Below are 22,300 nucleotides of genomic sequence, written 5' to 3' on the forward strand. Positions count from 1 at the left end.
GCCTACCTTTCTTTGGCCACGCAAAGAAAGGTAGGTCGGGCAGCCCGAAGGGCTGTCCGAAAGCTCTTGCTCTTCGCTTCAAGCAACAGAGCGACAGCGCGACCAAGCGAAACCGGGGCGAGCGTCGAGCTCATGGTGGGCCAGGGCCCACCCTATGCCCGCTTCGCCCAACCCCTTTAGGCTTAGTCCATGCAACCCGCCCTCTCCGGACCACCGCCGCAGCACAGCCTCAACGAACACGAGCCGCAGCGCTGGTGGGGCCTGCTGTACCTGGTCTTCGTCTTCCTGCCGCTGCTGTTCGTTCCGGACCGGCACAAGCTCCTGCTGCTGTCCTCGCTGGCGGCATGCGCGGTGTTCCTGCCGCTGTGGCTGCGCTTCACCCATCGCGACTGCCTGCCGCGCGGGCGCGACCTCTGCATCTACGGCAGCGCCGCGCTGGGCTACGCGCTGATGACCGTGAATCCGGGCGGCAACACCTTCGTGATCTATGCGATGACGATGGCGGCGACGGTCTGGGCTCCGCGGCGGGCGATGCTGGCGGCGCTTGTGTTCTGGTCACTGATGACTGCGCAGTTCTTCCTGCTGATGCCCGACTGGCGCTACGCACTCGGCGTGGGCATCGCGATGGCGATGATCGGCGGCATGGCCTGCGCCGGCATCCTCGCCAGCCGCGCCCGCGAACGCCATCAGGCGGTGCTGAAACTGAGCCAGGACGAAGTGCGACGCCTCGCCGCCCTCGCCGAGCGCGAGCGCATCGGCCGCGACCTGCACGACGCGCTGGGCCACACGCTGTCGCTGGTGGTGCTGAAGACCCAGCTGGCGCGACGACTGCTGGCGCGCGATCCGAATGCCGCAGAACAGCAGCTGGCCGAGCTGGAGCAGGCTGCGCGCGGTGCGCTCGACCAGGTGCGCGAGGCGGTCAGCGGTATCCGCGCCGGCGGCCTGCAGGCTGAGATCGCTGCGGCTCGCCTGGCCCTGCTCAGCGCCGAAGTGAAGCTGGACGCGCAGCTGCCGGCGCTGGAGCTGCCTGCACCGCTGGACCAGGCCTTCGCCATGGCCCTGCGCGAGGCGGTGACCAATGTGATCCGGCATGCGCGCGCCAGCCGCGTCGAGATCGAGCTGCGCCGCGAAGGCGAAGGCGCGAGCGCGGTCTGGCAGCTGCAGATCAGCGACGACGGCGTCGGCGGCGCGCGCGAACGCGAGGGCCACCGCGGCCTGCCCGGCTTCGCCGAGCGCCTGCAGGCGTTGGGTGGCCGCGTCGAGCTGGACAGTCCTCCGGGGATCGGCACGCGCCTGCTGCTGAGCGCGCCGGCCACCCTGCCGCGGACCGCAGCGGACTCAACCTGAGGAGTCGCACGCGATGATTCGACTGGTACTCGCCGAAGACCAGGCCCTGGTGCGCGGCGCACTCGCCGCCCTGCTGGGGCTGGAACACGATCTGGAGGTCGTCGCTGCCTGCGCCGACGGCGACAGCGCGCTGGCCGAAGTGCAGCGGCTGGCGCCCGACCTGCTGGTGACCGACATCGAGATGCCCGGCCGCACCGGGCTGGAGCTGGCGGAAGCCGTTCGCGCGCTGAACCTTCCGACCCGCGTGGTGATCGTCACCACCTTCGCCCGCGCGGGCTATCTGCGCCGCGCGCTGGACGCCGGCGTGCGCGGCTATCTGTTGAAGGATGCACCGGCCGAGAAACTCGCAGACGCCTTGCGCCAGGTCCACCGCGGCGGCCGCGCCATCGACCCGCAGCTGGCGATGGCCGCCTGGGACGAGGTCGACCCGCTCAACGAACGCGAGCGCCAGGTCCTGCGCCTCGCCGGCGAAGGCGCCAAGAGCGCCGATATCGCCGCGCGCCTGCACCTGAGCCAGGGCACGGTGCGCAATTACCTCAGCGAAGCCATTGGCAAGCTCGGCGCCGAGAACCGCATCGAGGCCTACCGCGTGGCGCGGCAGCGGGGGTGGCTTTGAGGCCGGGATTCGGGAGTGGGGATTCGGGATTCGTCAGAGCAAAGCTCGCAATACTCGCGGGGACGTGGTGACCCGCTGTTCACGAATCCCGAATCCTGAATCCCGAATCCCGAATCCCCAATCCCGGCTCTTCAAAACATCCCCACCTGCAGCTTCGCCGCCTCGGTCATCATCGACTGGTTCCAGGGCGGATCGAAGACCAGCTCGACGTCGGCTTCGATCACGGTGGGCACCAGCTCGACCTTGGCGCGCACGTCTTCGACCAGCACCTCGCCCATGCCGCAGCCGGGGGCGGTGAGAGTCATGCGGATGTTGGCGCGGCGGCTGCCCTCGTCGCTGGCTTCGATCTCGCAGTGGTAGACGAGGCCCAGGTCGACGATGTTGACCGGGATCTCCGGGTCGAAGCAGGTGCGCAGCTGGTTCCAGACGGCCTTCTCGACATCCTCGTCGGTGGCGTTCTCGGGCAGCTGAGGCGGCGGCACGATCTCCTTGCCGATGGCGTCGGCATCGACGCCGGCGACGCGGAACAGATTGCCGTCGACAAACACCGTGAAGCTGCCGCCCAGGCCCTGGGTGATGTAGCCGGCGGTGCCCGCAGGCAGGCTGACGCGATCGCCCTGCGGCACCATCACGACCTCGCAGTCGCGGGAAAACTGGATCGGCTCGGAGCTGCGGCTATAGGCCATGGGACGAATGTCAGGGTCGGGCGCGAGTGCGGCCGCGTATTCTACGCCGCCCGCTCCGCTGGCCCGCAGTCGCTTCGTGAACAAGTCCCCCGCCACTCCGCACGCTCCGCGCATCCGCCCGGCCACCTGGCTGCTGGTTGCCGGCTGCGCGGGTGTGGCGGTGCTCGGCCTTGCTGCGGTGTGGATGGCGGTCGCCGTGCATTTCCGCAGCCCGAGCGTGTGGATGCTGCTCGTGGTCACGCTCGATGCGGCCCTGCTCCTTCGGCTCGCCGGGCTGCCCGCCGGTCGCCTGCGCTACGCGCTGGTGGCCGTGATCAGCGCACTGACGGTGCTGGCGGCGGTCCTGCTGGTCAGCGCCAGTCAGATCGGCCTGGGCATGGGCATGGCCGTGCAGCATGCGCTGCCCGCGCTCAGCCCGGGGCTGGTCGGGCTCTACCTGCAGTCGCAGCTGCAGTGGAGTGACGCCCTGTGGCTGTTGCCCTCCGCCTGGCTGGCCTGGCGCTTCGGACGCCGCTGAGCGCGGCGCGATCGCTCACTCAGCGCGCAGGAAATCGCGCACGCGCCCGGCGTCGAAGGGCCAGTCGAGCTCGGCACCGGTGTCCTCCCGGCGCAGCACGGGCACACGCAGGCCGTAGCGCTGCTCCAGTTCGACATCGGCATCGATCCAGCGCGATTCGAAGTCGCCCGCACGCGCCTGCACCAGCACGATCACGGCCTGGTCGCAGAGGTGGCATTCATCGCGCTGGAACAGGGTCAGCAGGGACATGGGCGATCCGTACGGCATCGTCGGGCGGAGCGGCGAACGTACACTAGCGAGCTCCCCGCACACACCAGACACCGCCCCCATGGCCGTCAGCGTTTTCGACCTGTTCAAGATCGGCATCGGTCCCTCGTCCTCGCACACGGTCGGGCCGATGCGCGCCGGCGCGCGCTTCGTCGAGCGCTGGCTCACGGAATCCGGAGAGCTGGCGCGGGTCACGCGCGTGCGTGTCGAGCTGTACGGCTCGCTGGCCCTGACCGGTCGCGGCCACGGCACCGACAAGGCGGTGCTGCTGGGGCTTGAAGGCGAGTTGCCCAACCGCATCGACCCCGACACCATCCCGGCCACGCTGGAGCGTATCCGCAGCGCGCACCGCCTGCGCCTCGGCGGCACGCACGAGATCGATTTCATCGAGAAGCGCGATCTGGTGTTCAACAAGCGCCAGAAGCTGCCCTACCACACCAACGGCATGCGCTTCAGCGCCTTTGCGGCCGACGACAGCCTGATCGCCACCCGCGACTACTACTCGGTGGGCGGTGGCTTCGTGGTCAACCAGGACGAAGCCGCCGAAGACCGCATCGTCGCCGATACCACCGCCCTGCCCTATCCCTTCCACAGCGGCGACGAGCTGCTGAAGCTGTGTGAGCAGAACGCCCTGACGATCGCCCAGCTGATGTTCGCCAACGAGCGCGCCTGGCGCAGCGACGAGGACATCCGCGCCGGCCTGCGCGAGCTCTGGCAGGCCATGCAGGCCTGCGTGGCGCGCGGCATCCGCGAGGACGGCATCCTGCCCGGCGGGCTGAAGATCAACCGGCGTGCGCCCGCGATGGCCGCCGACCTGCGCAACCGCCCCGAGGCGGCGCTGCGCGATCCGCTGAGCGTGCTGGACTGGGTCAATCTGTATGCGCTGGCGGTCAACGAGGAGAACGCCGCCGGCGGCCGCGTGGTGACCGCACCGACCAACGGCGCGGCCGGCATCGTGCCGGCGGTGCTGCACTACTACGAGCGCTTCGCGCCCAAGGCGGATGAGCAGGGCGTGTTCGATTTCCTGCTGACCGCCGGTGCGGTCGGCATCCTCTACAAGGAGAACGCCTCGATCTCCGGCGCCGAGGTCGGCTGCCAGGGCGAAGTCGGCGTCGCCTGCTCTATGGCCGCGGCCGGGCTGACCGCAGCGCTGGGCGGCACGGTGCACCAGGTCGAGAACGCCGCCGAGATCGGCATGGAGCACAACCTTGGCCTGACCTGCGACCCGATCGCCGGCCTCGTGCAGATCCCCTGCATCGAACGCAATGCGATGGGCGCGGTGAAGGCGATCAACGCCTCGCGGATGGCCCTGCGCTCCGACGGCACGCACTACGTGTCGCTGGACAAGGTCATCAAGACCATGCGCGACACCGGCCGCGACATGCAGGACAAGTACAAGGAAACCTCGCGCGGCGGGCTGGCGGTCAACGTCGTCGAGTGCTGAAACCCTGGGCAAGGCGAGCGCTCGCCGGCACAACTGCTAGCCTTGCCTCATCCACCAGGCGGCGCCCACATGAGTCAGCAGCCGAACGAAGCCCGCAGCGCACTGCTGCAGCTGATTGAAGTCGACGAGGCCGAGCGCAGGCACGTCGCCCACGTGCTGCACTCGGGCATCGGCCAGAGCCTGACCGCGGCGCTGCTGAGCCTGCAGTTCTTCGCCGAGAGCGGCCTGCCGGCAGACGAGATCGAAGGCGTGGCGGACAGCGTGCGCGATGCGCTGCAACAGGTGCGCGCACTGTCGCTACGCCTGCGGCCGCCCCTGCTGGATGAAATCGGACTGGGCGCAGCGCTGGCGTCCACCCTTGAGCAGATCGGCCTGCAGCGTGGCTTCAGCGTCGAGGTCGACACACGCGCCGATTCACAGTCAGTCTCCGGATGGCTGGCGATCAGTCTGTTCCGATGGATGCAGGCGCTGGCCGAACTGACGCCCGCCTCGTGCCTGCTGCGTGTCAGGCTGCAGGTGGAGGCTATCGACACCGCCCTGCTGGACGCCGCACTGGTCGGTGCGACAGCGCCGGAGGCGTGGAGGACCGAGAGTGCAGCCCGCGCGCGGATTCTCGACGCGCAAGTTGAGGAGCGGATGGATGGCGTGAGCATCCGCATTGCTCCTGCGCGCGAGGGCCGGCCCCGTGCACAGCTTGGAGCCTGATGCCGCGGCTACTGCAGCTTGCCGGCGCCACGGCAGCATGCTTTCCGGCACGCCTGGTGCCTGAAACGCAGCAGGCCCGTACTTGCGCACGGGCCTGCCGGATTCACCTGTATGCGCCCGCATCGGCGATGCCGACGCGATGGCGCTGGAGCGTCCGCTCGGCGGACGCCGGGCGGCTTACATCGCGTCCTTGAACGCCTTGCCCGCCTTGAACACCGGCGCCTTGCTCGCCTTCAGCTTGATGGTCTCGCCGGTGCGCGGGTTGCGGGCCTCGCGGGCAGCGCGCTTGCGCACGGAGAAGGTGCCAAAGCCCACCAGCGTCACGGTGTCGCCCTTCTTCAGCGCCTTGGTGATGGTGGAGGTGAAGGCGTCGACCACGGCCGCAGCCTGGGTCTTGGTCAGTTCGGCGTGGTCGGCGATGGCAGCGACAAGCTCAGCCTTGTTCATCGGAAACTTCCTTGCATGGGGGGCGATGGCGCCCGACAGGGGGAGATGGGAGGACGCAAAGCCCTCCGCGTTGCGAAGGCTGCTTTGGAAGCACGCACAAGTCAACGGTTTTTCGCCGGGAAGCCGCCTGTTTTCTGGCTTTGCGGGTGCAGCATGGATGTCAGCGGCGACAGAATGGCAGTCGACAGCACAGCACGTAGCACGCTCGACGCCGCAAATGGAGCCGCTGAATCAATCGCTTAGCGGCGTTCGACACCGCCGGTGCGCCACCCGCACGCACGCGCACTGCCGTATACATGCAATTCCTGACGCCGCCAGCCCTAGCGCTCGGCCGCGGCTCCAGAGAGCGTCCCTATCGTGCATCCTGTGGCGCCCCGAGAACCGGAGATCCGCCATGCCCCAGCTTCCCAGCGGCCGCCACATCGGCCTCAGCCAGGATCGCCTCTACGACTGGGCCGAACAGGCGAGCTTCAGTGCACTCGCCGAGCTGGTCAGCAGCGCCGCTGGCGCCGACGACCTGCATCCGCTGATCGATCTCATCGAGTACGAGGACGGCCACGCCGCGCCTGATGCGGACAACCCGGACCGCGGGGAGCCCTATCTCAGCGAGGTGCGGATCAGCGATCTGGAGACGCCCGCCTGCCCCTGGCCGGCAGCGGACCAGAAGGCCCTGCTGGCCTGGCTGCACAGCGAGCGCACCCGCGGCTGGCTGCAGGAGACGCTGGAGGAGCTGCGCGAACTGCTGGCATCCAAGCCCGAACCGACACAGCCACGGGGCGCGCTCGACGGCTAGTCGACGACGTGTGGCAGGCACGGGCGTGTGTGTGCCTGGCAGGCACGCGGTGCGCAGACCTTGCTTCGGCGCTAGAGCCGAACGCGTGAGCGCAAGGCGGGCACAGATGCTGGCTCGCGGCAGATGGCAATGAGGCCAGCCCGCTTGAATTTGCGATTTAGGATGGAGGCCCGGCCCGGCTCCCTTCGTCCAGGGACCCGAGCGCGCTGTTCCGCCCACCGTTCCCTATCGCTGGAGCCGTCCACATCATGAGAAGTCGACTGCTGCTCGTCTGCCTCTGTGCGCTGAGCCCCCTGACCCACGCCTCGTCTCCGCAGACTGGCATGTCCCGCGCCGAACGCGAGCTGTGCCGGTCCGAGGTAGAAACTTTCTTCGCACGCGAGCGGGCGCAGCACGCGGGGGGCACCGCGGTGCGCGCGCCCTCTGCCTCGCAAGTCACGCGGCGGGTTGAAGACGAGCTGCGCATGGAATCCGCGCTGGCCGAGCGCTTCAGCACGCGCATCGACGCCGACGCGCTGCAAGCGGAGCTGTCGCGCATCCAGCGAGAATCCAGGGCACCGGCGCAGCTGCAGCGCCTGTTCGATGCGCTGAATCGCGACCCGCACCGGGCCGCCGAGTGCATCGCCCGCCCGGGACTGGTCGAGCGCCTGCTGTATCGCCGCCAGCAGCGGGCCGCTCCCGGCAGCGACTTCGCCGAATGGTGGCAGTCGACACGCGGGCAGCATCAGGCGATCGAGCCGGCGGCGCTCGATCAGGTCCTGTTCCTGCCCGAAGCGAGTGCAAGCCCGCGCGAGGCCGCTGGCGGCGGCAGCACCGGCCTTGAGACCTGGATCAGCGACGCCGACGACAGCGGACCGATGGCGCCGCGGGCCTTCGCCCTGGCGGCCTGGAACGGCAGCGAGCTGTTCCTGTTCGGGGGGCGAGGTCCACGCAACACCTTGCGTGCGGATGGCGGGCTGTACACGCCCGCGATCGATCACTGGCGCTGGGCCAGCCCGGTCGGCGCACCCGGCCCGCGCGAGTCCGGCGTGGCGGTGTGGACCGGCAGCCGCTTCCTGGTCTTTGGCGGCACTTCGAACGGCAGCGGCGCGCAGTACGACCCCGTCACCGACACCTGGACACCGATGTCCGGCGCCAACGCGCCGGTCGGCATCACCCGGTATGTGACCGGCGTCTGGACCGGTAGCGAACTGCTGGTGTTCGGCGGCGAGGCGAACGTGCACGCGCGCTACAACCCGGTCACCGATACCTGGAGCAGCCTGCCGCAGAGCGGCCTGCCGGCGCTGATTCCGTCCTCGGTCTGGCACCAGGGCCGCATGTACGTCTGGGGCCTGCGCAGCGAGAACGGGGGGGCCTCGCTGAGCTCACGCCTCGGTGCCTTCGATGTCGCCAGCAACCAGTGGATCCCGCTCAGCACCGCCGGCGCACCGGCGGCGCGCTTCGAGACCGCGATGACCGTGGTCGACGGCAGGATCATGATCTTCGGCGGCAGCGACGGCTTCGGCACCGTCTACGGCGATGGCGCGCTGTACGATCCGGCCAGCGACAGCTGGACCGCTCTGCCCGGCGCGGGCGCGCCGTCTGCGCGCAACTTCCCCACCCTGGTCAGCAGCGGCGATCGCGCCATCGTGTTCGGCGGGCAGCGGCAGTCAGCAGTGAACGACCACGGGGCGATCTATGACGCCGCCAGCAACAGCTGGCAGGCCCTGCCCGGAAGCGCCCCCGTCGGCTGGCGCTCCGGCCACGCAGCCGCCTGGACGGGCAGCGCACTGCTGGTGATGGCCGGTATGGATGAAGGCGGCGAGCCGCTGCGTGACGGCGGCTTGTTCAACCTCGCCTCAAACACCTGGACGCTGTTCGATGGCGGCGACGATCTGGGTCGCTTGCGCGGTGCATCGGCGGTGTGGACGGGCGTCGAGGCCCTGCTGTTCGGCGGCCGCAGTGCGGTCACCGATCGCCCCCAGCGCGGCCTGTCCTGGCGCGCGGCCACCGACAGCTTCAGCACCCTGCCTCTGCAGGGCTCACCGAGCGCGCGCGAAATGACTGCCGCGGTCTGGACCGGCGCCGAAATGATCGTCTGGGGTGGGCTGGACGACGCGGTGCCCGAGATTCTTGGCGATGGCGCGCGCTTCGACCCGGCGGCCGGGGAGTGGCAACCGATCAGTCTGATCGACGCAGCATTGCCCCGCTATCTGCACACCCTGGTCTGGACAGGGCAGCACGCGCTGGTCTCGGGCGGCGTGTGCCCATCCGGGCTCTGCGCAAGCGATGCCGGCTACAGCCCGCAGGGCGACAGCTGGACTGCCCTGCCGACCGCAGGCGCGCCAGCACCGCGTGCGGATGCGACAGCGGTGTGGACCGGCAGCGAAATGATCGTCTGGGGCGGCAGCGGCGCTGGCGGAGCGCCGCTGGCCAGCGGCGCGCGCTTCAATCCGCAAAGCTGGAGCTGGACCGGCTCCACCGCAGCGGGGCCTGCAGGGCGGACCAATCACAGCGCGGTCTGGACCGGCAGCGAGATGCTGATCTGGGCGGGCACACCCAGCGCCCTGCCGTCCCTGTGGCGCTACGCGCCCCTGACCAACCAATGGGGCGCGGGCCCCTCGGCGCAGCCGCAGGCGCCGCTGGGCGGACAGACCGCGGTGTGGTCGGGCAGCGAGTTGCTCGTCTTCGGCGGCGTGGGCGCGACCGGCGGACGCTATGACCCGCAGGCCAATATCTGGCGCGACATCACCAGCGTGGGCGCACCTGCAACGCGGGCCGACCACGCGGCGCTGTGGATCGGCGACGCCATGCTGATCATGGGCGGCGCCATCAGCCAGCGGCGTTCGCTCTACTACCCGAACGGCCTGCCGCTGAACGTCTTTCGCGATGGCTTCGAACCCTGAACGGCACGGGAGTCGGCGCCTGCGAGGCGCCTTGGCGCCGCCATTCGCGGGTCCTGCGGATCGGAGTGTGGGCCCACCAGGATTCGAACCTGGAACCAAGGGATTATGAGTCCCCTGCTCTAACCGTTGAGCTATAGGCCCGTTGTCTGTACCCGCAGCGCCCGCTGCCGTGCGCCGCCCATCATCGCAGGTGACTCAAGCCTTGGTCGCTGCGCTGTCCTGCGCAGCGACCAAGGCCGGCCTCGGGCCTCCTGCCCTCGGCGCGCGCCCCTCGCGATGCGGTGCATCGCGTGGCCTGCGGCCACCGGGTCACGCCCTGCTCTAACCGTTGAGCTATAGGCCCGTTGTCTGTACCCGCAGCGCCCGCTGCCGTGCGCCGCCCATCATCGCAGGTGACTCAAGCCTTGGTCGCTGCGCTGTCCTGCGCAGCGACCAAGGCCGGCCTCGGGCCTCCTGCCCTCGGCGCGCGCCCCTCGCGATGCGGTGCATCGCGTGGCCTGCGGCCACCGGGTCACGCCCTGCTCTAACCGTTGAGCTATAGGCCCGTTGTCTGTACCCGCAGCGCCCGCTGCCGTGCGCCGCCCATCATCGCAGGCGACTCAAGCCTTGGTCGCTGCGCTGTCCTGCGCAGCGATCGATGCGGGTTTCGGGCCAACTGTCTGCTGTGGGCGCTTCCAGTCCGCAAGCAGGGTCAGCTCGATGTCAATCTCCGAAAACACGAAGGGCCCGCTTGCGCGAGCCCTTCGAATGGCTGGGGGACTAGGATTCGAACCTAGATAGGCAGAGTCAGAGTCTGCAGTCCTACCGTTAGACGATCCCCCAAGAACCGGATCGCACCTGCCGCGCGAGGCGGCAAGTATAAAGCGTGATCAGCGCTTCGAGAACTGGGTCGCGCGGCGGGCCTTGTGCAGACCGACCTTCTTGCGCTCGACCTCGCGGGCGTCGCGGGTCATGAAACCGGCGCGGCGCAGCTGGGTCTTCAGGCTCTCGTCGTACTCGACCAGGGCGCGGGCGATGCCGAGGCGGATCGCGCCGGCCTGACCGGTGGTGCCACCGCCGGCGACGGTGACCTTGATGTCGAACTTCTCGGACATCTCGGTCAGCACCAGCGGCTGACGCACGATCATGCGGGCGGTTTCGCGACCGAAGAACTGGTCGAGCGGCTTGTCATTGACGGTGATCGCGCCGCTACCGTTGCGCAGGAACACGCGGGCGGTGGAGGACTTGCGGCGGCCGGTGCCGTAGTTCTGGTTCAGAGCCATGGGGTCTATGCGTCCTGTCTCAGATGTCCAGCGCCTGCGGCTGCTGGGCGGTGTGCGGGTGCTCGGCACCCTTGTAGACCTTGAGCTTGCGGAACATCGCACGGCCCAGCGGGTTCTTCGGGAGCATGCCCTTGACGCCGATCTCGATCGCGCGCTCCGGGTGGCGGTCCAGGGCCTGGCCCAGGGTCTCCGACTTCAGGTTGCCGATGTAGCCGGTGAACCGGTGGTACATCTTGTCCTGCAGCTTGTTGCCGGTGACGTGGATCTTTTCCGCGTTGATCACGACGATGTAATCGCCGGTGTCGACGTGCGGGGTGAACACGGGCTTGTGCTTGCCGCGCAGGCGAAGCGCAATCTCCGAGCAGAGGCGGCCCAGCGTCTTGCCGCTGGCGTCGACCAGATACCAGTCGCGCTTGACGGTCTCCGGCTTGGCGCTGAAGGTCTTCATGACAGCTCCCAAAGGGAAAGCGAGGACGAAAGACCGCGAAGCATAGCGGTCTCTTTCGAGGGGTGCAAGTCTGCAGCCCCGAGTGGCATCGGCCAGGGGCTTTGCCCGGCGAAGCCGCGTATTCTGACCGCAAATGTCCGAGCGCGCCAGCCCCCCCGCTGAACAGATCGCCCAGCGCATCCTCGCGCTCGCCGACGCCTGCGTGCTGTGCGGCCTGTGCCTGCCGCACTGCCCCACCTACCGGCTGGATGCGCGCGAGTCGGAATCGCCGCGCGGGCGCGTGCTGCTGGCCCAGGCTCTCGCGCGCGAGCCGGGCGCGATTGACGCAAGCGGCGTCACCGCACTTGAGCATTGCCTCGGCTGCGGCCGCTGCGAGCAGGTGTGTCCAGCCAGAGTGCGCTTCGGCGATCTGATGCGGCAGACACGCCGGCTGTTGCCGCGTCGGCGTGCGGTCCGCGGCGTGCGGCTGCTGCTGTGGGCGAGCCGGCATCCGCAGCTGCTGGCTCGCCTGCTGCCAAGGCTGCGACCTCTGCGCGTGCTGCTGCCGCGGAGCGCGCGCCGCGCGCTGTCGGCCGCGATCCCAGCGGTCAACGACTCCGGCTCGTGGCCACCTGCGCATCCGCAGCTCGAATACACCGACAAGGCTGAACCTCCCGCGCCCAGCTCTCGGCGCATCGGGCTGCTGACCGGCTGCGTTGCGCGAACTCTCGAAAGCGGCGCTCAGCACGCAGCCCTGCGCCTGCTGCGTGCCTGCGGCTACACGGTTCTGACTCCACAGGAGCAGGGCTGCTGCGGCGCGCTGGAGCAGCATGCCGGCAGCAGCGCGCAGGCCGATTCGCTGATCGCGGCGAACCAGCGGATATGGGCGGACCTCAGGCCCGAGCTGCTGGTGTCGACAGCCAGCGGTTGCCAGGGCGCCTATGCGGCGGGCCTCGCGTCGATCGCGCCGGTGATGGATGTCCTGAGCTTGCTGGCCGATGACGCCACATTCGCCGCCTTGAGTCTGCGCCGGTCCGATCGACGCATCGCCCTGCACCTGCCCTGCACGCAGCGGGCGGACGCGACGTCCGTGCAGGCCGCGCGGGCGCTGCTTGCACGCATTCCGGGCGTGACGCTGATCGAGTTGCAGGACAGCGGCTGCTGCGGAGCTGGCGGCGCGCACATGCTGCAGTTTCCCGGCCGCGCCGAGCGCCTGCGCCAGCCGCTGCTGGACGCGGTCATCGCATCCGGTGCCACTACACTGGTCTCCGCCAACATCGGCTGCCGCCTGCATCTGGGCGGCGCGGCCGAACTCGCCGGAATCGACATCCGGCATCCGCTGGAACTGCTGGCCGAGGCCCTGCCGTGAGCACACTGCGCACTCTTTCCCCGCTCGATCGCCTGATCGCCGATCTCGACCACGCCCTGCTGACCGCCACCGCGCGACAGACGCCCGCAGCGCGCCCGAACCCCGCGGTGGACGCCCATTCGGTCGAGCTCGATGCCAAGCAGCGCCGCCATGTGGCCGGGCTGATGCGCATCAATCATGCGGGCGAGGTCTGCGCGCAGGCCCTGTACCTGGGTCAGGCGCGGGTCGCCCGCGACGAGGCGACGCGCGAGCATCTGCTGCAGGCGGCGCAGGAAGAAGCCGACCACCTCGCCTGGTGCGCGCAGCGCCTGGCCGAGCTGGACGACCGTCCCAGCCTGCTGAACCCGCTGTGGTACGCGGGCAGCTACGCGATCGGCATGGCCGCAGGGCTCGCCGGCGATGGCTACAACCTCGGCTTCGTGGTCGAAACCGAGCGCCAGGTCGAAGCGCATCTCGAAGATCACCTGCGCCAGCTGCCCGAGGGCGACGAACGCAGTCGTCGCATCCTGCAGCGCATGGCCCAGGAGGAAGCCGAGCATGCCGAACAGGCGCATGCCGCCGGCGCGCGCGCCCTGCCGCCGCCCATTCCTTCCCTGATGCGAGCGGTCAGCGAGCTCATGAAGCTGGGCGCCTACCGGATCTGAGCCAGCGTTCGGCCAAGCGCCCGCTGATCGCCGCCGCTGTCGCAGCTACTTCACCTTGCCTACACTGCCCGCACTCGGGCACGGCGCAGGGAAGGCGGACATGAAGATTGTTCTGGCTGTGCTGTTCGGCCTGCTGGCCGTGGCCAGCGAATCTCTGGTGTCGATCCTGCTGGCGGCGCTCGCCGGCTGGCTGCTCGGCAGCCAGCAGGAGCTGTCGCAGCGCCTGCGCCGACTTGAACAGAGTCAGGCCACCCGACCGCGCGAACGCACGCCGTCGCCAGCGCCGTCAGAAGCCAGGGCACCGGGCGCGGAACCCGAACCGGCAACGAGGCCCGAGCCGGTGTCCACTCGGCAACCCGCGCACGAGGCGCTGGATCTGCAGGCGGCGCCATCACCCGTAGCTGATTCTGCTGTGAGGTCTGCATCGCCAGTCGAGGCGCCGATTGCAGCGCAAACCGCATCCATCTCGCCTTCATCGGTGCCGCCGCCCTTGCCCACGGCAGCGCACACCGCCTCGAAGGTCGAAACGCCGGTCGCACAGGCAGCCCAGCGGGCCCGCGCACCGGAGTCCCGAACGGATGAATCCACCGATGCACTGGCCAGCCGCGTGCTGGGCTGGCTGTTCGGGGGCAACCTGCCGGTCAAGCTCGGCGTGCTCGTGCTGTTCGCCGGTGTCGCCGCGGCGCTGCGCTATGCGGCCCAGCAGGGCCTGTTCGATGTGCCGATCGGCTGGCGCTTCATCGGCATCGCCACGGCGGCATTCGCAGGTCTGGGCTTTGGTCTCAGCCAGCGCATGCAGCGGCCGGCCTTCGCGCTGTCACTCCAGGGCGGCGCGATCGGCGTGCTGCTGCTCTGCGTGTTTGGCGCCTACCGGCTGTACGACCTGCTCGCGCCCGGCGTGGCCTTGGGCATGGTGGTGGCGCTGGTCGCGCTGGGCGCCGTGCTGGCGGTCTGGCAGAGCGCGGTGGCGCTCGCGGTGCTGGGTTTCCTCGGCGGCTACCTCGGGCCGGTGCTGATCAATACCGGCAGTGGCGATCAGGTCGCCCTGTTCACCTACTACGCCGCCTTGAACGCGGCCCTGTTCGGCGTGGCCTGGTGGCGACACTGGCATGCGCTGAACCTGATGGGCTTTCTGTTCACCTTCGGAATCGGCAGCCTCTGGGGTCTCGGCGCCTATACCAGCGCCGACTACGCCAGCAGCCAGTTCTTCCTGCTGCTGTTCTGGGGCTTCTACCTGGGCATCGTGGTGCTGGGGGCGCTGCGCCGCGGTCTCGCCGCCAGCGATGGCGCTCAGGCCTCGCTGAGTTTCGCCCTGCCGCTCTGGGCCTTCAGCCTGCAGGCGGGTTTGCTGGAGGGCGACCGCAGCGGGCTCTCGGTGTCCGCCCTGCTGGCAGCCGCGGTCTATGCGGTCCTCGCTGCCCTGCTGCTGCGCACGACGCGGGCGCGGCTGCAGGGCGAGAGCTTCGCCTGGGTCGCGGCGGGCTTCGTCACCGTCGCGGTACCGCTGGCGTTCTCGGCGGAGCAGACCGCCTCGGTCTGGGCGCTGCAGGGTGTCGGCGCGATGTGGCTGGGCCTGCGCCAGCAGCGTGCGCTCACCCTTGTGTTCGGCTGGCTGCTGCAGCTGGGTGCGGCCTGCGCCTTCCTGCTCAGCGCCGCCGAAGCCTTCGACCTCGGCCTGCTCGATCAGCCGGATGTCCAGATCGGCATGCGCTTCAGCCTCGGCCTGCTGGCCCTCGCCGGCTTCATCGCCAGCCTGCTGCATGAGCGCGATGGCCGCGACGGCATCGAGGCCTGGCTGCTGTTCCTGCTGGGTGCCGCGTGGCTCACCCTGCTGTGGCTGCACTTCGGCATCTGGCCGCCGTTCGCGCTCGATCACCTCGAAACTCTGCTGGGTCTGGCCGTGCTGATCGCGCTGTCGGCGAGCCTGGTGCGCCGTCTGTCGGTCTGGGACCGGCTCGGCTGGCTGGCCGTGCTGCCCTTGATGGGCTTGCCGCTGCTCGCCGTCGCCGCGCTCGTCGAGCAGGATGCGCCGGCGCTGGACGGACGTGGCGCCGCGCTGTGGGCGCTGGTTTTTGGCGCCGGCCTGCTGGCCCTGCAGCGGCTGCGCGAACCGCCGGCCCACCTGACCGGTGCCGGCCATCTCGGCCTGCTGGCGAGCCTGGTGCTGGTGCTGGGCAGCGACTTCTGTCTGCGTGCGCAGCGCGCCGAACTGGGCGAGGCCTGGATCTACAGCCTCGCGCTGTTGCCGCTGGTCGCGCTTGCCTTCGCGCTGTGGCGATCGCCGGCCCCGTTCGCCTGGCCGCTGGCCGACCGCTTCGCCCGCTACTCGCGCTTCTGGCATGGCGGCGCTGCCCTGGTGCTGGGCGCAGCCTGGTTCGGCGCGCTCTATTCCGCGGCGAGCGCTGCGCCGCTGACCTACCTGCCCGTGCTGAATCCGCTGGAGCTGCTGCAGTGGGGTCTGCTGATCGCCGCTTGGCGCGCGCTGCGCGACGAGGACCGCAGCGACCTCCTGCCGCTGCGCGCCGGGCTGGCGATCGCAGCGCTGGCACTGCTGACGCTGACCGCCCTGCGCTGCCTGCACCACCATGCCGACCTGCCCTGGTCGCCCGCGCTGTTCGACAGCGCGCTGACGCAGGGCGTACTGAGCGTGCTGTGGGCGCTGGCCGGGGTCGTCGCCTGGGTGCGCGGCTCGCGCCGCGGCCACTGGCCGCTGTGGGTCGCCGGCGCCACCCTGATGGGCCTGGTGCTGCTCAAGCTGGTGCTGGTCGACCGCCTCTACCTCGGCAACCTCTACGGCATTGGTGCCGTGCTCACGGTCGGCCTGCTGCTGGTGGTCGTCGGCTACCTCGCGCCCTCGCCACCGCGACAGGGCCAGGCCGCGAACCATTGATCGCCGGCAGCACAAACGCGAAGGGCGCGCTCCAGATGGAGCGCGCCCTTCTTCTGCGCCTGAGGTGCGGCAGCCTCAGTCGAGGTTGCGACCGTGGAACAGCTCCTCGATCTCGCGCTTCAACTGCGCTTCGATGCGCAGGCGCTCCTTGAACGAGAGGTTCTTGGCCTTCTCCTCGAACAGGTAGGTGTCCAGGTCGAAATCCTTCACGTGCATCTTGGTGTGGAAGATGTTCTCCTGGTAGACATTCACGTCGAACATCTCGTAGCGGTTCTTGATGCCCTTGGCGAGGTAGTCCTGGATCGAGTTGATCCGGTGATCGATGTAGTGCTTGGTGCCCTTCACGTCGCGGGTGAAGCCGCGCACCCGGTAGTCCATGATCACGATGTCCGATTCGAGACTCTCGATCAGGTAGTTCAGCGCTTTCAGCGGCGAAATGACGCCGCAGGTGGCGACATCGATGTCCGCCCGGAAGGTCGCGATACCGTTGTGCGGATGCGTTTCCGGGTAGGTGTGCACGGTGATGTGGCTCTTGTCGAGGTGGGCCACCACGCTGGCGTCCACTTCCTCGTGCTCGCGCACCGCGCCCGACAGCACATTGCCGGCCGCCTTCTTGTCGATCACCGGCTCCTCGGAAATGAGGATGGTCACCGACGCGCCCTGCGGGTCGTAGTCCTGGCGGGCGACGTTCAGCACGTTGGCGCCGATGATCTCCGCGACCTCGGTGAGGATCTGCGTGAGGCGATCGGCGTTGTAGGCTTCGTCGATGTACTCGATGTAGCGGCGGCGCTGCTCTTCGCTGACCGCGTAGCAGACATCGTAGATGTTGAACGACAGCGCCTTGGTGAGGTTGTTGAAACCTTGCAGCTTCAGGCGCGGCAGTGGCTTGACCACGTTTCGGATCCCCTGTGCGGGCGGATGGAGGACTGGTGGACCACGCACATCGCGGTCGCCAGGCGTCTGGAGCCAGTGGCCTGGACCCAGCGGGCTAGTATGAAGCAAAGGCATGCAGGGCAGAACCGTGCGGCCCGCGGAGATCACCGACAGACGCCGCCTGGCATCCTGCAAAGTCCGGATAACTGCGCTGGCACTCGCAAACCAAACGTGACGGCGGGGGACAAACCCGTGCGAAATGGCGCAATATTGCGTTGAAGCGGCGCCCATGCGGCGCTAATCTTTGAACTCCATCGCACTTCAGGTCGGACATGGTCCCCTCCAGCTTCTCGCTGCAGACCGCGCTCAAGCGCCAGCTGACGCCGCCCTCGCTGGCGCCGGAGCCCATCCACATCGAGCGCTTCCTCGCGCACTGTCACCGAAGGCGCTATCCCGCCCGCGCCGACGTGTTCCGCCCGGGTGATCCGGCCGGGACCATGTACTACGTGGTGCAGGGTTCGCTCAGCGTCATGACCGAAGAGGAAGACGGTCGCGAACTGGTGCTGAGCTATCTCAACCCGGGCGACTTCGTTGGCGAGACCGGCATCTTCGTGGCCGCTCCGCAGCGTGAGGTCCTGCTGCGCACGCGTACCGCCTGCGAACTGGCAGAGATCGGCTACGAGCGCCTGCACGCCCTGTTCGCCGGCCCGCTGGCCGAGGAGTGCCCGCGCCTGCTGTACGCGATCGGCGCGCAGCTGACCAAGCGCCTGATGCACACCAGTCGCAAGGCCAGCCGTCTGGCCTTCATGGACGTCACCAGCCGGATCTCCAGCACCCTGATCGACCTCTGCGACGAGCCGGACGCCATGAGCCATCCGCAGGGCACGCAGATCCGCGTGTCCCGCCAGGAGCTGGCGCGCATCGTCGGCTGCTCGCGCGAGATGGCCGGCCGCGTGCTCAAGCAGCTGGAAGAACAGGGCGTGCTGCACGCCCGCGGCAAGACCGTGGTGGTCTACAGCCAGACGCGCTGAGGCAGCGCCCTCCGAGGAAGCGCTGGCGTCGCCGACGCAATCGGGACGCCAGCACTCCGCACGACGCGGCACTCGCCCGACGGCACGGAAACTGCACTGGCCGGCTTTCGCGCCGCCGCTTGTGGTCTTCACCCAAGGCTGATCCACTGGGGCACCGTTTCCACCCCGCACCGCTGAAGCCCCCATGGCGAAAACGCCGCTGCAGCCCGTCCGCCGAACCGACATCAAGATCGGCAGCCCGCTGCCCTACCCCGTCTATGACGCCATGGGACGGCTGCTGCTGAAGGCAGGCGAAGTCATCGAGAGCGAGCGTCAGCTCACGACCCTGCACGAACTGGGGCTCTATCTGGCCGAGGGCGATCTGAGCCGATCGGCGCGCGGCCACTTCCACAGCCACGAGCCCTTGCCCAGCGAGGCGCCCGAACCGGCCGAGGCCGAAGGCGCGCGCGAGACCCGCAAGCTGGGCGAACTGAAGCTGGTGCCCGGCAAGACCCTGTATATCGACTTCCTGACGGCGACCAACCGGCCGCGCGTCGCCCTGCGCCTGGTCGGGCTGCTGGAGGGCGGCGGCGTGCTGATCAGCGCGCTCAATGCCGACGGCGGCGTGGTGCCGTTCCGCGACAACGAGCTGCTGTTCGTACGGGTGCTGACCGCCAGCGGCGTGGCCACCTTTGAAGCCAAGGTGCTGAAGGTGCACTTCACGCCGTTTCCGTACGTGGTGACCTCGTACCCGGAAGTCGCCGTCTTCCACGTCATGCGCGCCCACGAGCGCGTCGATACCCAGCTGATCTGCAGCGCGGTCAACCTGAGTCGCCCGGTCATGGGCGAGCCGCGCACGCACGCCGGGATCATGAAGAACATCAGCGCCAGCGGCTGCCAGGTCGAGGCGCCGCCGGACATCGCCGACGTCGGTGATCGCCTGCGCCTCGGCTTCAAGCTCGAAGCTGCCGGCGAAGAGCACGTGCTCAGCGTGGTCGCCGAGCTCCGGGGCATCAAGACCTTCGGCGATCCCGACAAGCGCCGCTTCGGCCTGCAGTTCGTCGAGCTGGGCACCTCGGAACGGCTGGTGGTCGAGCACTTCATCTTCCACGCCCTGGTCGGCGACTGAACGCGAGCGCGCGGGCCATCGGCCGCCGGCGCGTGCGCCGACAGGCGCGCGACCGGCCCCCAACTGTTCGGACGCAGAGCACCCGCGTGCTAACGTCGCGGGTCAACCCCGCCGGCGCCCGCCATGCCCGCCCCAGCCTTCGAGCCCTCGATCTTCCCTCGACTGCCGCTGCGCGCACTGCTGCTCGGCCTGCCGCTGGCGATCGGCGCGCCGATCGTGGCGGCATCGACGGACCTGGATCGCTGCCGCGAGCTGCGCCAGAGTGAACCGCGCGAAGGCGTGCAGGTCTGCGAGCGGGCCGCGCGCGCGCTGGCGGATGCGGGCTCGGCCGAAACGGCCTTCGAGGCCTGGATGCACGCGTCCGAGCTGGCATCGCAGCTGGGCGAACCGCAGCGCGCCGACGCTGCACTGAACGCGGCGGTCGCGCTGTTGCCGCGGGTGGCCGACCCGCTGGCCGCCCAGCGCGTGGCCCGTCGTCGCGGCCTCAACGCCTATCGCGAAGGCCAGCCCGTGCGTGCGCTCGGCCATTTCCTCGAAGCCCTGGCGTCCGCGCGTGCGGCCGACGATGCCGGCGCCCGCGCAATCAGCGAGAACGATCTCGGCGTGACCTATCGCCACCTCGGCAACTACGAGGCGGCGCTGGCCTCCTTCGAGGCCAGCCTGGAGCTGCGGGAGCGCGCGGGCGAATCCAATCTCGGGGCGCTGCTGGCGAACATCGGCAGCCTGTACATGGAGCTTGGCGACCTCGGGCGGGCCGAGCGCTACCTGCAGCGCGCGCTGGAGGACCATCAATCGGCGGGCCGCGCCCTGCCTGCCGAACGTACCCGCGAAGAGCTGGCCCGCCTCGCCCTGAGACAAGGCCAGGCCGGGCACGCCGAACGGCTGCTGGAGCAGGCCTGGCAGGCCTACCTGCAGGCACAGTCACCGCGCGACCTGGAGCGCCTTGCGCTGTTGCGCGCACGTCAGGCGCTGGAGGCAGGCAAGCGCGCGCAAGCGCAGGAATGGCTGGAACGCGCCCGCGCAACCCGCAGTGCGGAAGCCGGCGACAGCCTGGGCATGGCCATCATCGCGGCGCGACTGGCCGACGCCCCGATCGAACAGCAGCGCAGCCACGCGGTCCTGCTGCATGCCCTCGAAGGCGGCGCGCAGCAGGCTCCGCAGCAGCGGGTCGAGGCCTTGGGCGAGCTGGCAAGGCTGGCAGAAGCCTTCGGGCGTCTCGAACAGGCGGTAGTGCATCTGCGCCAGCTGCATCGCGAGGCCATGGCCCTGGCCGAGGCGCGTCACGGCGAACGTTTCGACGGCATGCGCGTGCGTTTCGACGTGGAGCGGCTGGAGGCCGAGGCCGCGCGCCGCGAGTCGCAGCTGCGCCAGCGACGGCTGGAGACCGCCAGCGTCGCAGGCGCGGCCCTGCTGGCCCTGGCCGTATTCGGGCTGTACTCGCAGCGGCGCTTCTATCGCCAGCGGCTGGCTGGCGAGCGCGAGCGCAAGGCGCTGGAAACGCGGATCGCCGAAGCGCGCACCGCCGCTGAGCACCTGCGCAGCGACCTCGGCTCGATGGCCTGGCTGCTGGACCGGCAGGGTTCGGCCTGCCTCGTGTTCGATGCCGCCGGACGCATCCGCATCGCCACGGCCGCCGCCGCCGAGCTGCTCGCTCGCAGCGCGCTGTCGCTGCAGGGCGAATCGCTGGAAAGCGCGCTCGGCGCCGACACCGCGCACTGGGCACAGGCCCTGGTCGAGACCGCCTCGCTGGCGGGCGAACGTGCCGACACCGCGGACCTGGGCTGCCGCGAGCAGCTCAGCCCCAGGCCCGCCCGCCTGCGCTGCCAGCATCTGAGCATGGAGGAGGAGCTCGGCGTGCTCGTGTTCGAGCCGCTCGACCCTGAGCAGGCCGCGGCACAGACGCTGGCAGCACCGCCGACGCCCCTGGAAAGCGCGCCAGTCGCGGATACAGCGACACCCGTCGCCCCTGGCGTCGCCGCCCCCGCGCAGATCGACGACGCCGCGCGCCACGAATTCCGCCGCCTGCTCGTCCGACTGATGCGCACCGCGCTTGAGGCCTGGGAACGCGCCAGTCGCAAGGGCCGGGTCGAACTCGCGGAAGCGAGCGGCATCTGGCGCATCACCATCGACGACGGTCGCCTGCGCGTCCGCGCGATGGACCGCTACCTCAGCCTCGACACCCTGCCCGAGCGTCCGCGCTGGCGCGAGGTGCTGCGTACGGCCTATTTCCTGCTCGGCGAAGTGGACATCGGCGGGGAGCACCGCAGCCAGCTGGAGGCCATGGTGGAGGACGTGCTGCGGCACACGCGGCCGCAGCTGTGAGCCTCATCACGGCGACTGCGCGAGGCGGCGTCGCGTTGCGGGTCGGCATCGTCCAGTGAGCCAGCAGACGGCCGCGTCGGCGGACGCGTCATGCCGAAACGTACCGGCAGACTGTCCTCGGCCCACCCTTCAGCGCCTCAACGCAGGCCTCCGATTGGCAGCGGTCGCGGACGTTCGCAGCGCACGCACACGCCGCGCAGTCCGTGTTCGGAGCGGTACAGGCGATGGTGCTCCTCGTGCAGGTAGGAGTCCGGCGCCTGCACCACCGCGATCACGCTGCCGATATCGCCAGCCGCCGCGCCCGCGTGTGCGCTGCAGGCCGCCAGCGCCTTGCGGCGTGAGCGGTCGTAGTCGTCATCGAACTGTCCGCACTCCTTGCTCGGCGCCTTGCCGCCGCTGGCCGGACAGGACTGTCCGCCGTCGCGATCGCTGACCAGACCCTCCGGGAAAAACTCGAAGCTGGCCACCGGTACCGGTCGACCGGACGCGCACCACGCCTCGGAGGGCAGCTCGCTGTGCGCCCACAGGGGAGCGGCGATCGACAGTGCGGCGGCTGACAGAAGGACGCGAAGAATCTTCATGGCGGTGCTCCGGCGGGCGGGGTGTCCAGACTATGCGTGAGGGTGCCGGGGGTTAAGGAAAATCCCGGGAACAACAGGGGAACACG

General features: G+C 69.5%; 20 protein-coding genes and 2 tRNA genes. 13 read left to right on the forward strand and 9 right to left on the reverse strand.

Annotation, left to right across the window (positions count from 1 at the left end; translation table 11 throughout):
* Window positions 1-189: 189 nt before the first annotated feature.
* Together Q0654_RS21810 and Q0654_RS21815 are read left to right on the forward strand one after the other, a co-directional pair.
* A complete protein-coding gene (locus tag Q0654_RS21810) occupies window positions 190-1,347 on the forward strand; it encodes a sensor histidine kinase (RefSeq protein WP_298857402.1) in 1,158 nt (385 codons plus the stop codon).
* Window positions 1,348-1,360: 13 nt separating this feature from the next.
* Complete coding sequence (locus Q0654_RS21815; RefSeq protein ID WP_298857403.1) at window positions 1,361-1,963, forward strand: response regulator transcription factor; 603 nt, start codon at window positions 1,361-1,363, stop codon at window positions 1,961-1,963.
* Between the two features lie 131 nt (window positions 1,964-2,094).
* On the opposite strand, the gene sufT is transcribed toward Q0654_RS21815, so the two are convergent.
* Window positions 2,095-2,649, reverse strand: a complete 555-nt coding sequence (gene sufT / locus Q0654_RS21820) for a putative Fe-S cluster assembly protein SufT (protein ID WP_298857406.1) — start codon at window positions 2,647-2,649, stop codon at window positions 2,095-2,097.
* 76 nt (window positions 2,650-2,725) lie between these two features.
* Between sufT and Q0654_RS21825 the strand changes: the two genes are divergently transcribed.
* A complete protein-coding gene (locus Q0654_RS21825) occupies window positions 2,726-3,166 on the forward strand; it encodes a hypothetical protein (protein ID WP_298857408.1) in 441 nt (146 codons plus the stop codon).
* A gap of 15 nt (window positions 3,167-3,181) precedes the next feature.
* Here Q0654_RS21825 and Q0654_RS21830 read toward each other — a convergent pair whose 3' ends face one another.
* On the reverse strand, window positions 3,182-3,415 hold the full coding sequence (locus Q0654_RS21830) for a glutaredoxin family protein (protein WP_298857410.1): 234 nt from the start codon (window positions 3,413-3,415) through the stop codon (window positions 3,182-3,184).
* A 79-nt stretch (window positions 3,416-3,494) separates the two neighbouring features.
* Between Q0654_RS21830 and Q0654_RS21835 the strand changes: the two genes are divergently transcribed.
* Window positions 3,495-4,877, forward strand: a complete 1,383-nt coding sequence (locus tag Q0654_RS21835) for an L-serine ammonia-lyase (RefSeq protein WP_298857412.1) — start codon at window positions 3,495-3,497, stop codon at window positions 4,875-4,877.
* A gap of 69 nt (window positions 4,878-4,946) precedes the next feature.
* Entirely contained in the window at window positions 4,947-5,582 is a 636-nt protein-coding gene (locus Q0654_RS21840) for a histidine kinase (protein ID WP_298857414.1), read from the forward strand.
* 177 nt (window positions 5,583-5,759) lie between these two features.
* On the opposite strand, the gene Q0654_RS21845 is transcribed toward Q0654_RS21840, so the two are convergent.
* The gene (locus tag Q0654_RS21845; RefSeq protein ID WP_298857416.1) at window positions 5,760-6,029 is read right to left on the reverse strand and encodes an HU family DNA-binding protein; all 270 of its coding nucleotides are present in this window, start codon (window positions 6,027-6,029) and stop codon (window positions 5,760-5,762) included.
* A gap of 394 nt (window positions 6,030-6,423) precedes the next feature.
* Between Q0654_RS21845 and Q0654_RS21850 the strand changes: the two genes are divergently transcribed.
* Together Q0654_RS21850 and Q0654_RS21855 are read left to right on the forward strand one after the other, a co-directional pair.
* Window positions 6,424-6,822, forward strand: a complete 399-nt coding sequence (locus tag Q0654_RS21850; RefSeq protein ID WP_298857418.1) for a hypothetical protein — start codon at window positions 6,424-6,426, stop codon at window positions 6,820-6,822.
* Between the two features lie 323 nt (window positions 6,823-7,145).
* On the forward strand, window positions 7,146-9,707 hold the full coding sequence (locus Q0654_RS21855) for a kelch repeat-containing protein (RefSeq protein ID WP_298857420.1): 2,562 nt from the start codon (window positions 7,146-7,148) through the stop codon (window positions 9,705-9,707).
* 68 nt (window positions 9,708-9,775) lie between these two features.
* On the opposite strand, the gene Q0654_RS21860 is transcribed toward Q0654_RS21855, so the two are convergent.
* From Q0654_RS21860 to rplM, 4 genes are all read right to left on the reverse strand, one after another.
* Window positions 9,776-9,848: transfer RNA gene (locus Q0654_RS21860), tRNA-Ile, on the reverse strand.
* A 607-nt stretch (window positions 9,849-10,455) separates the two neighbouring features.
* A tRNA-Gln gene (locus tag Q0654_RS21865) sits at window positions 10,456-10,529 on the reverse strand.
* Window positions 10,530-10,576: 47 nt separating this feature from the next.
* Window positions 10,577-10,969 carry a 30S ribosomal protein S9 gene (gene rpsI, locus Q0654_RS21870; RefSeq protein ID WP_298857422.1) on the reverse strand — a complete coding sequence of 131 codons (393 nt, stop codon included), beginning with the start codon at window positions 10,967-10,969 and terminating at the stop codon, window positions 10,577-10,579.
* A 19-nt stretch (window positions 10,970-10,988) separates the two neighbouring features.
* On the reverse strand, window positions 10,989-11,417 hold the full coding sequence (gene rplM / locus Q0654_RS21875) for a 50S ribosomal protein L13 (RefSeq protein WP_298857424.1): 429 nt from the start codon (window positions 11,415-11,417) through the stop codon (window positions 10,989-10,991).
* Window positions 11,418-11,550: 133 nt separating this feature from the next.
* On the opposite strand from rplM, the gene Q0654_RS21880 reads away from it, so the two are divergent.
* The 3 genes from Q0654_RS21880 (at window position 11,551) to Q0654_RS21890 (ending at window position 16,299) form a co-directional block, all read left to right on the forward strand.
* The gene (locus Q0654_RS21880; RefSeq protein WP_298857426.1) at window positions 11,551-12,765 is read left to right on the forward strand and encodes a (Fe-S)-binding protein; all 1,215 of its coding nucleotides are present in this window, start codon (window positions 11,551-11,553) and stop codon (window positions 12,763-12,765) included.
* Complete coding sequence (gene coq7, locus Q0654_RS21885) at window positions 12,762-13,409, forward strand: 2-polyprenyl-3-methyl-6-methoxy-1,4-benzoquinone monooxygenase (RefSeq protein WP_298857428.1); 648 nt, start codon at window positions 12,762-12,764, stop codon at window positions 13,407-13,409. Before Q0654_RS21880 ends, coq7 begins: the two co-directional genes overlap by 4 nt.
* Window positions 13,410-13,509: 100 nt before the next feature.
* Window positions 13,510-16,299, forward strand: a complete 2,790-nt coding sequence (locus Q0654_RS21890) for a DUF2339 domain-containing protein (protein WP_298857430.1) — start codon at window positions 13,510-13,512, stop codon at window positions 16,297-16,299.
* Window positions 16,300-16,374: 75 nt separating this feature from the next.
* On the opposite strand, the gene speD is transcribed toward Q0654_RS21890, so the two are convergent.
* Window positions 16,375-17,193 (reverse strand): adenosylmethionine decarboxylase, encoded by an 819-nt coding sequence (gene speD / locus Q0654_RS21895; protein WP_298857431.1) that lies wholly within the window; start codon window positions 17,191-17,193, stop codon window positions 16,375-16,377.
* Between the two features lie 311 nt (window positions 17,194-17,504).
* On the opposite strand from speD, the gene crp reads away from it, so the two are divergent.
* The 3 genes from crp to Q0654_RS21910 all read left to right on the forward strand — a co-directional run bounded on the left by crp (window position 17,505) and on the right by Q0654_RS21910 (window position 21,633).
* Complete coding sequence (gene crp / locus Q0654_RS21900) at window positions 17,505-18,203, forward strand: cAMP-activated global transcriptional regulator CRP (protein WP_298857432.1); 699 nt, start codon at window positions 17,505-17,507, stop codon at window positions 18,201-18,203.
* A 184-nt stretch (window positions 18,204-18,387) separates the two neighbouring features.
* Window positions 18,388-19,311, forward strand: coding sequence for a flagellar brake protein (locus Q0654_RS21905; protein WP_298857434.1), 924 nt, complete (start codon window positions 18,388-18,390; stop codon window positions 19,309-19,311).
* Window positions 19,312-19,434: 123 nt separating this feature from the next.
* The gene (locus tag Q0654_RS21910; RefSeq protein ID WP_298857437.1) at window positions 19,435-21,633 is read left to right on the forward strand and encodes a tetratricopeptide repeat protein; all 2,199 of its coding nucleotides are present in this window, start codon (window positions 19,435-19,437) and stop codon (window positions 21,631-21,633) included.
* A gap of 137 nt (window positions 21,634-21,770) precedes the next feature.
* On the opposite strand, the gene Q0654_RS21915 is transcribed toward Q0654_RS21910, so the two are convergent.
* Window positions 21,771-22,214: a hypothetical protein gene (locus tag Q0654_RS21915; protein ID WP_298857439.1), complete on the reverse strand. Its 444-nt coding sequence runs from the start codon at window positions 22,212-22,214 to the stop codon at window positions 21,771-21,773.
* Window positions 22,215-22,300 lie beyond the last annotated feature (86 nt).

This window comes from uncultured Aquimonas sp., from assembly GCF_937888285.1.
In the GTDB taxonomy this organism is placed as follows: domain Bacteria; phylum Pseudomonadota; class Gammaproteobacteria; order Xanthomonadales; family Xanthomonadaceae; genus Aquimonas.

Excerpts from the sequence above, each read along its gene's own strand:
- Q0654_RS21845 (WP_298857416.1), bottom strand. The coding sequence starts at position 6,029 with ATGAACAAGGCTGAGCTTGTCGCTGCCATCGCCGACCACGCCGAACTG.
- rpsI (WP_298857422.1), bottom strand. The coding sequence starts at position 10,969 with ATGGCTCTGAACCAGAACTACGGCACCGGCCGCCGCAAGTCCTCCACC.
- rplM (WP_298857424.1), bottom strand. The coding sequence starts at position 11,417 with ATGAAGACCTTCAGCGCCAAGCCGGAGACCGTCAAGCGCGACTGGTAT.
- Q0654_RS21810 (WP_298857402.1), top strand. The coding sequence starts at position 190 with ATGCAACCCGCCCTCTCCGGACCACCGCCGCAGCACAGCCTCAACGAA.
- Q0654_RS21905 (WP_298857434.1), top strand. The coding sequence starts at position 18,388 with ATGGCGAAAACGCCGCTGCAGCCCGTCCGCCGAACCGACATCAAGATC.
- sufT (WP_298857406.1), bottom strand. The coding sequence starts at position 2,649 with ATGGCCTATAGCCGCAGCTCCGAGCCGATCCAGTTTTCCCGCGACTGC.
- Q0654_RS21830 (WP_298857410.1), bottom strand. The coding sequence starts at position 3,415 with ATGTCCCTGCTGACCCTGTTCCAGCGCGATGAATGCCACCTCTGCGAC.
- Q0654_RS21880 (WP_298857426.1), top strand. The coding sequence starts at position 11,551 with ATGTCCGAGCGCGCCAGCCCCCCCGCTGAACAGATCGCCCAGCGCATC.
- Q0654_RS21910 (WP_298857437.1), top strand. The coding sequence starts at position 19,435 with ATGCCCGCCCCAGCCTTCGAGCCCTCGATCTTCCCTCGACTGCCGCTG.
- Q0654_RS21855 (WP_298857420.1), top strand. The coding sequence starts at position 7,146 with ATGTCCCGCGCCGAACGCGAGCTGTGCCGGTCCGAGGTAGAAACTTTC.
- crp (WP_298857432.1), top strand. The coding sequence starts at position 17,505 with ATGGTCCCCTCCAGCTTCTCGCTGCAGACCGCGCTCAAGCGCCAGCTG.
- Q0654_RS21890 (WP_298857430.1), top strand. The coding sequence starts at position 13,510 with ATGAAGATTGTTCTGGCTGTGCTGTTCGGCCTGCTGGCCGTGGCCAGC.
- Q0654_RS21915 (WP_298857439.1), bottom strand. The coding sequence starts at position 22,214 with ATGAAGATTCTTCGCGTCCTTCTGTCAGCCGCCGCACTGTCGATCGCC.
- Q0654_RS21850 (WP_298857418.1), top strand. The coding sequence starts at position 6,424 with ATGCCCCAGCTTCCCAGCGGCCGCCACATCGGCCTCAGCCAGGATCGC.
- Q0654_RS21835 (WP_298857412.1), top strand. The coding sequence starts at position 3,495 with ATGGCCGTCAGCGTTTTCGACCTGTTCAAGATCGGCATCGGTCCCTCG.
- Q0654_RS21815 (WP_298857403.1), top strand. The coding sequence starts at position 1,361 with ATGATTCGACTGGTACTCGCCGAAGACCAGGCCCTGGTGCGCGGCGCA.
- Q0654_RS21840 (WP_298857414.1), top strand. The coding sequence starts at position 4,947 with ATGAGTCAGCAGCCGAACGAAGCCCGCAGCGCACTGCTGCAGCTGATT.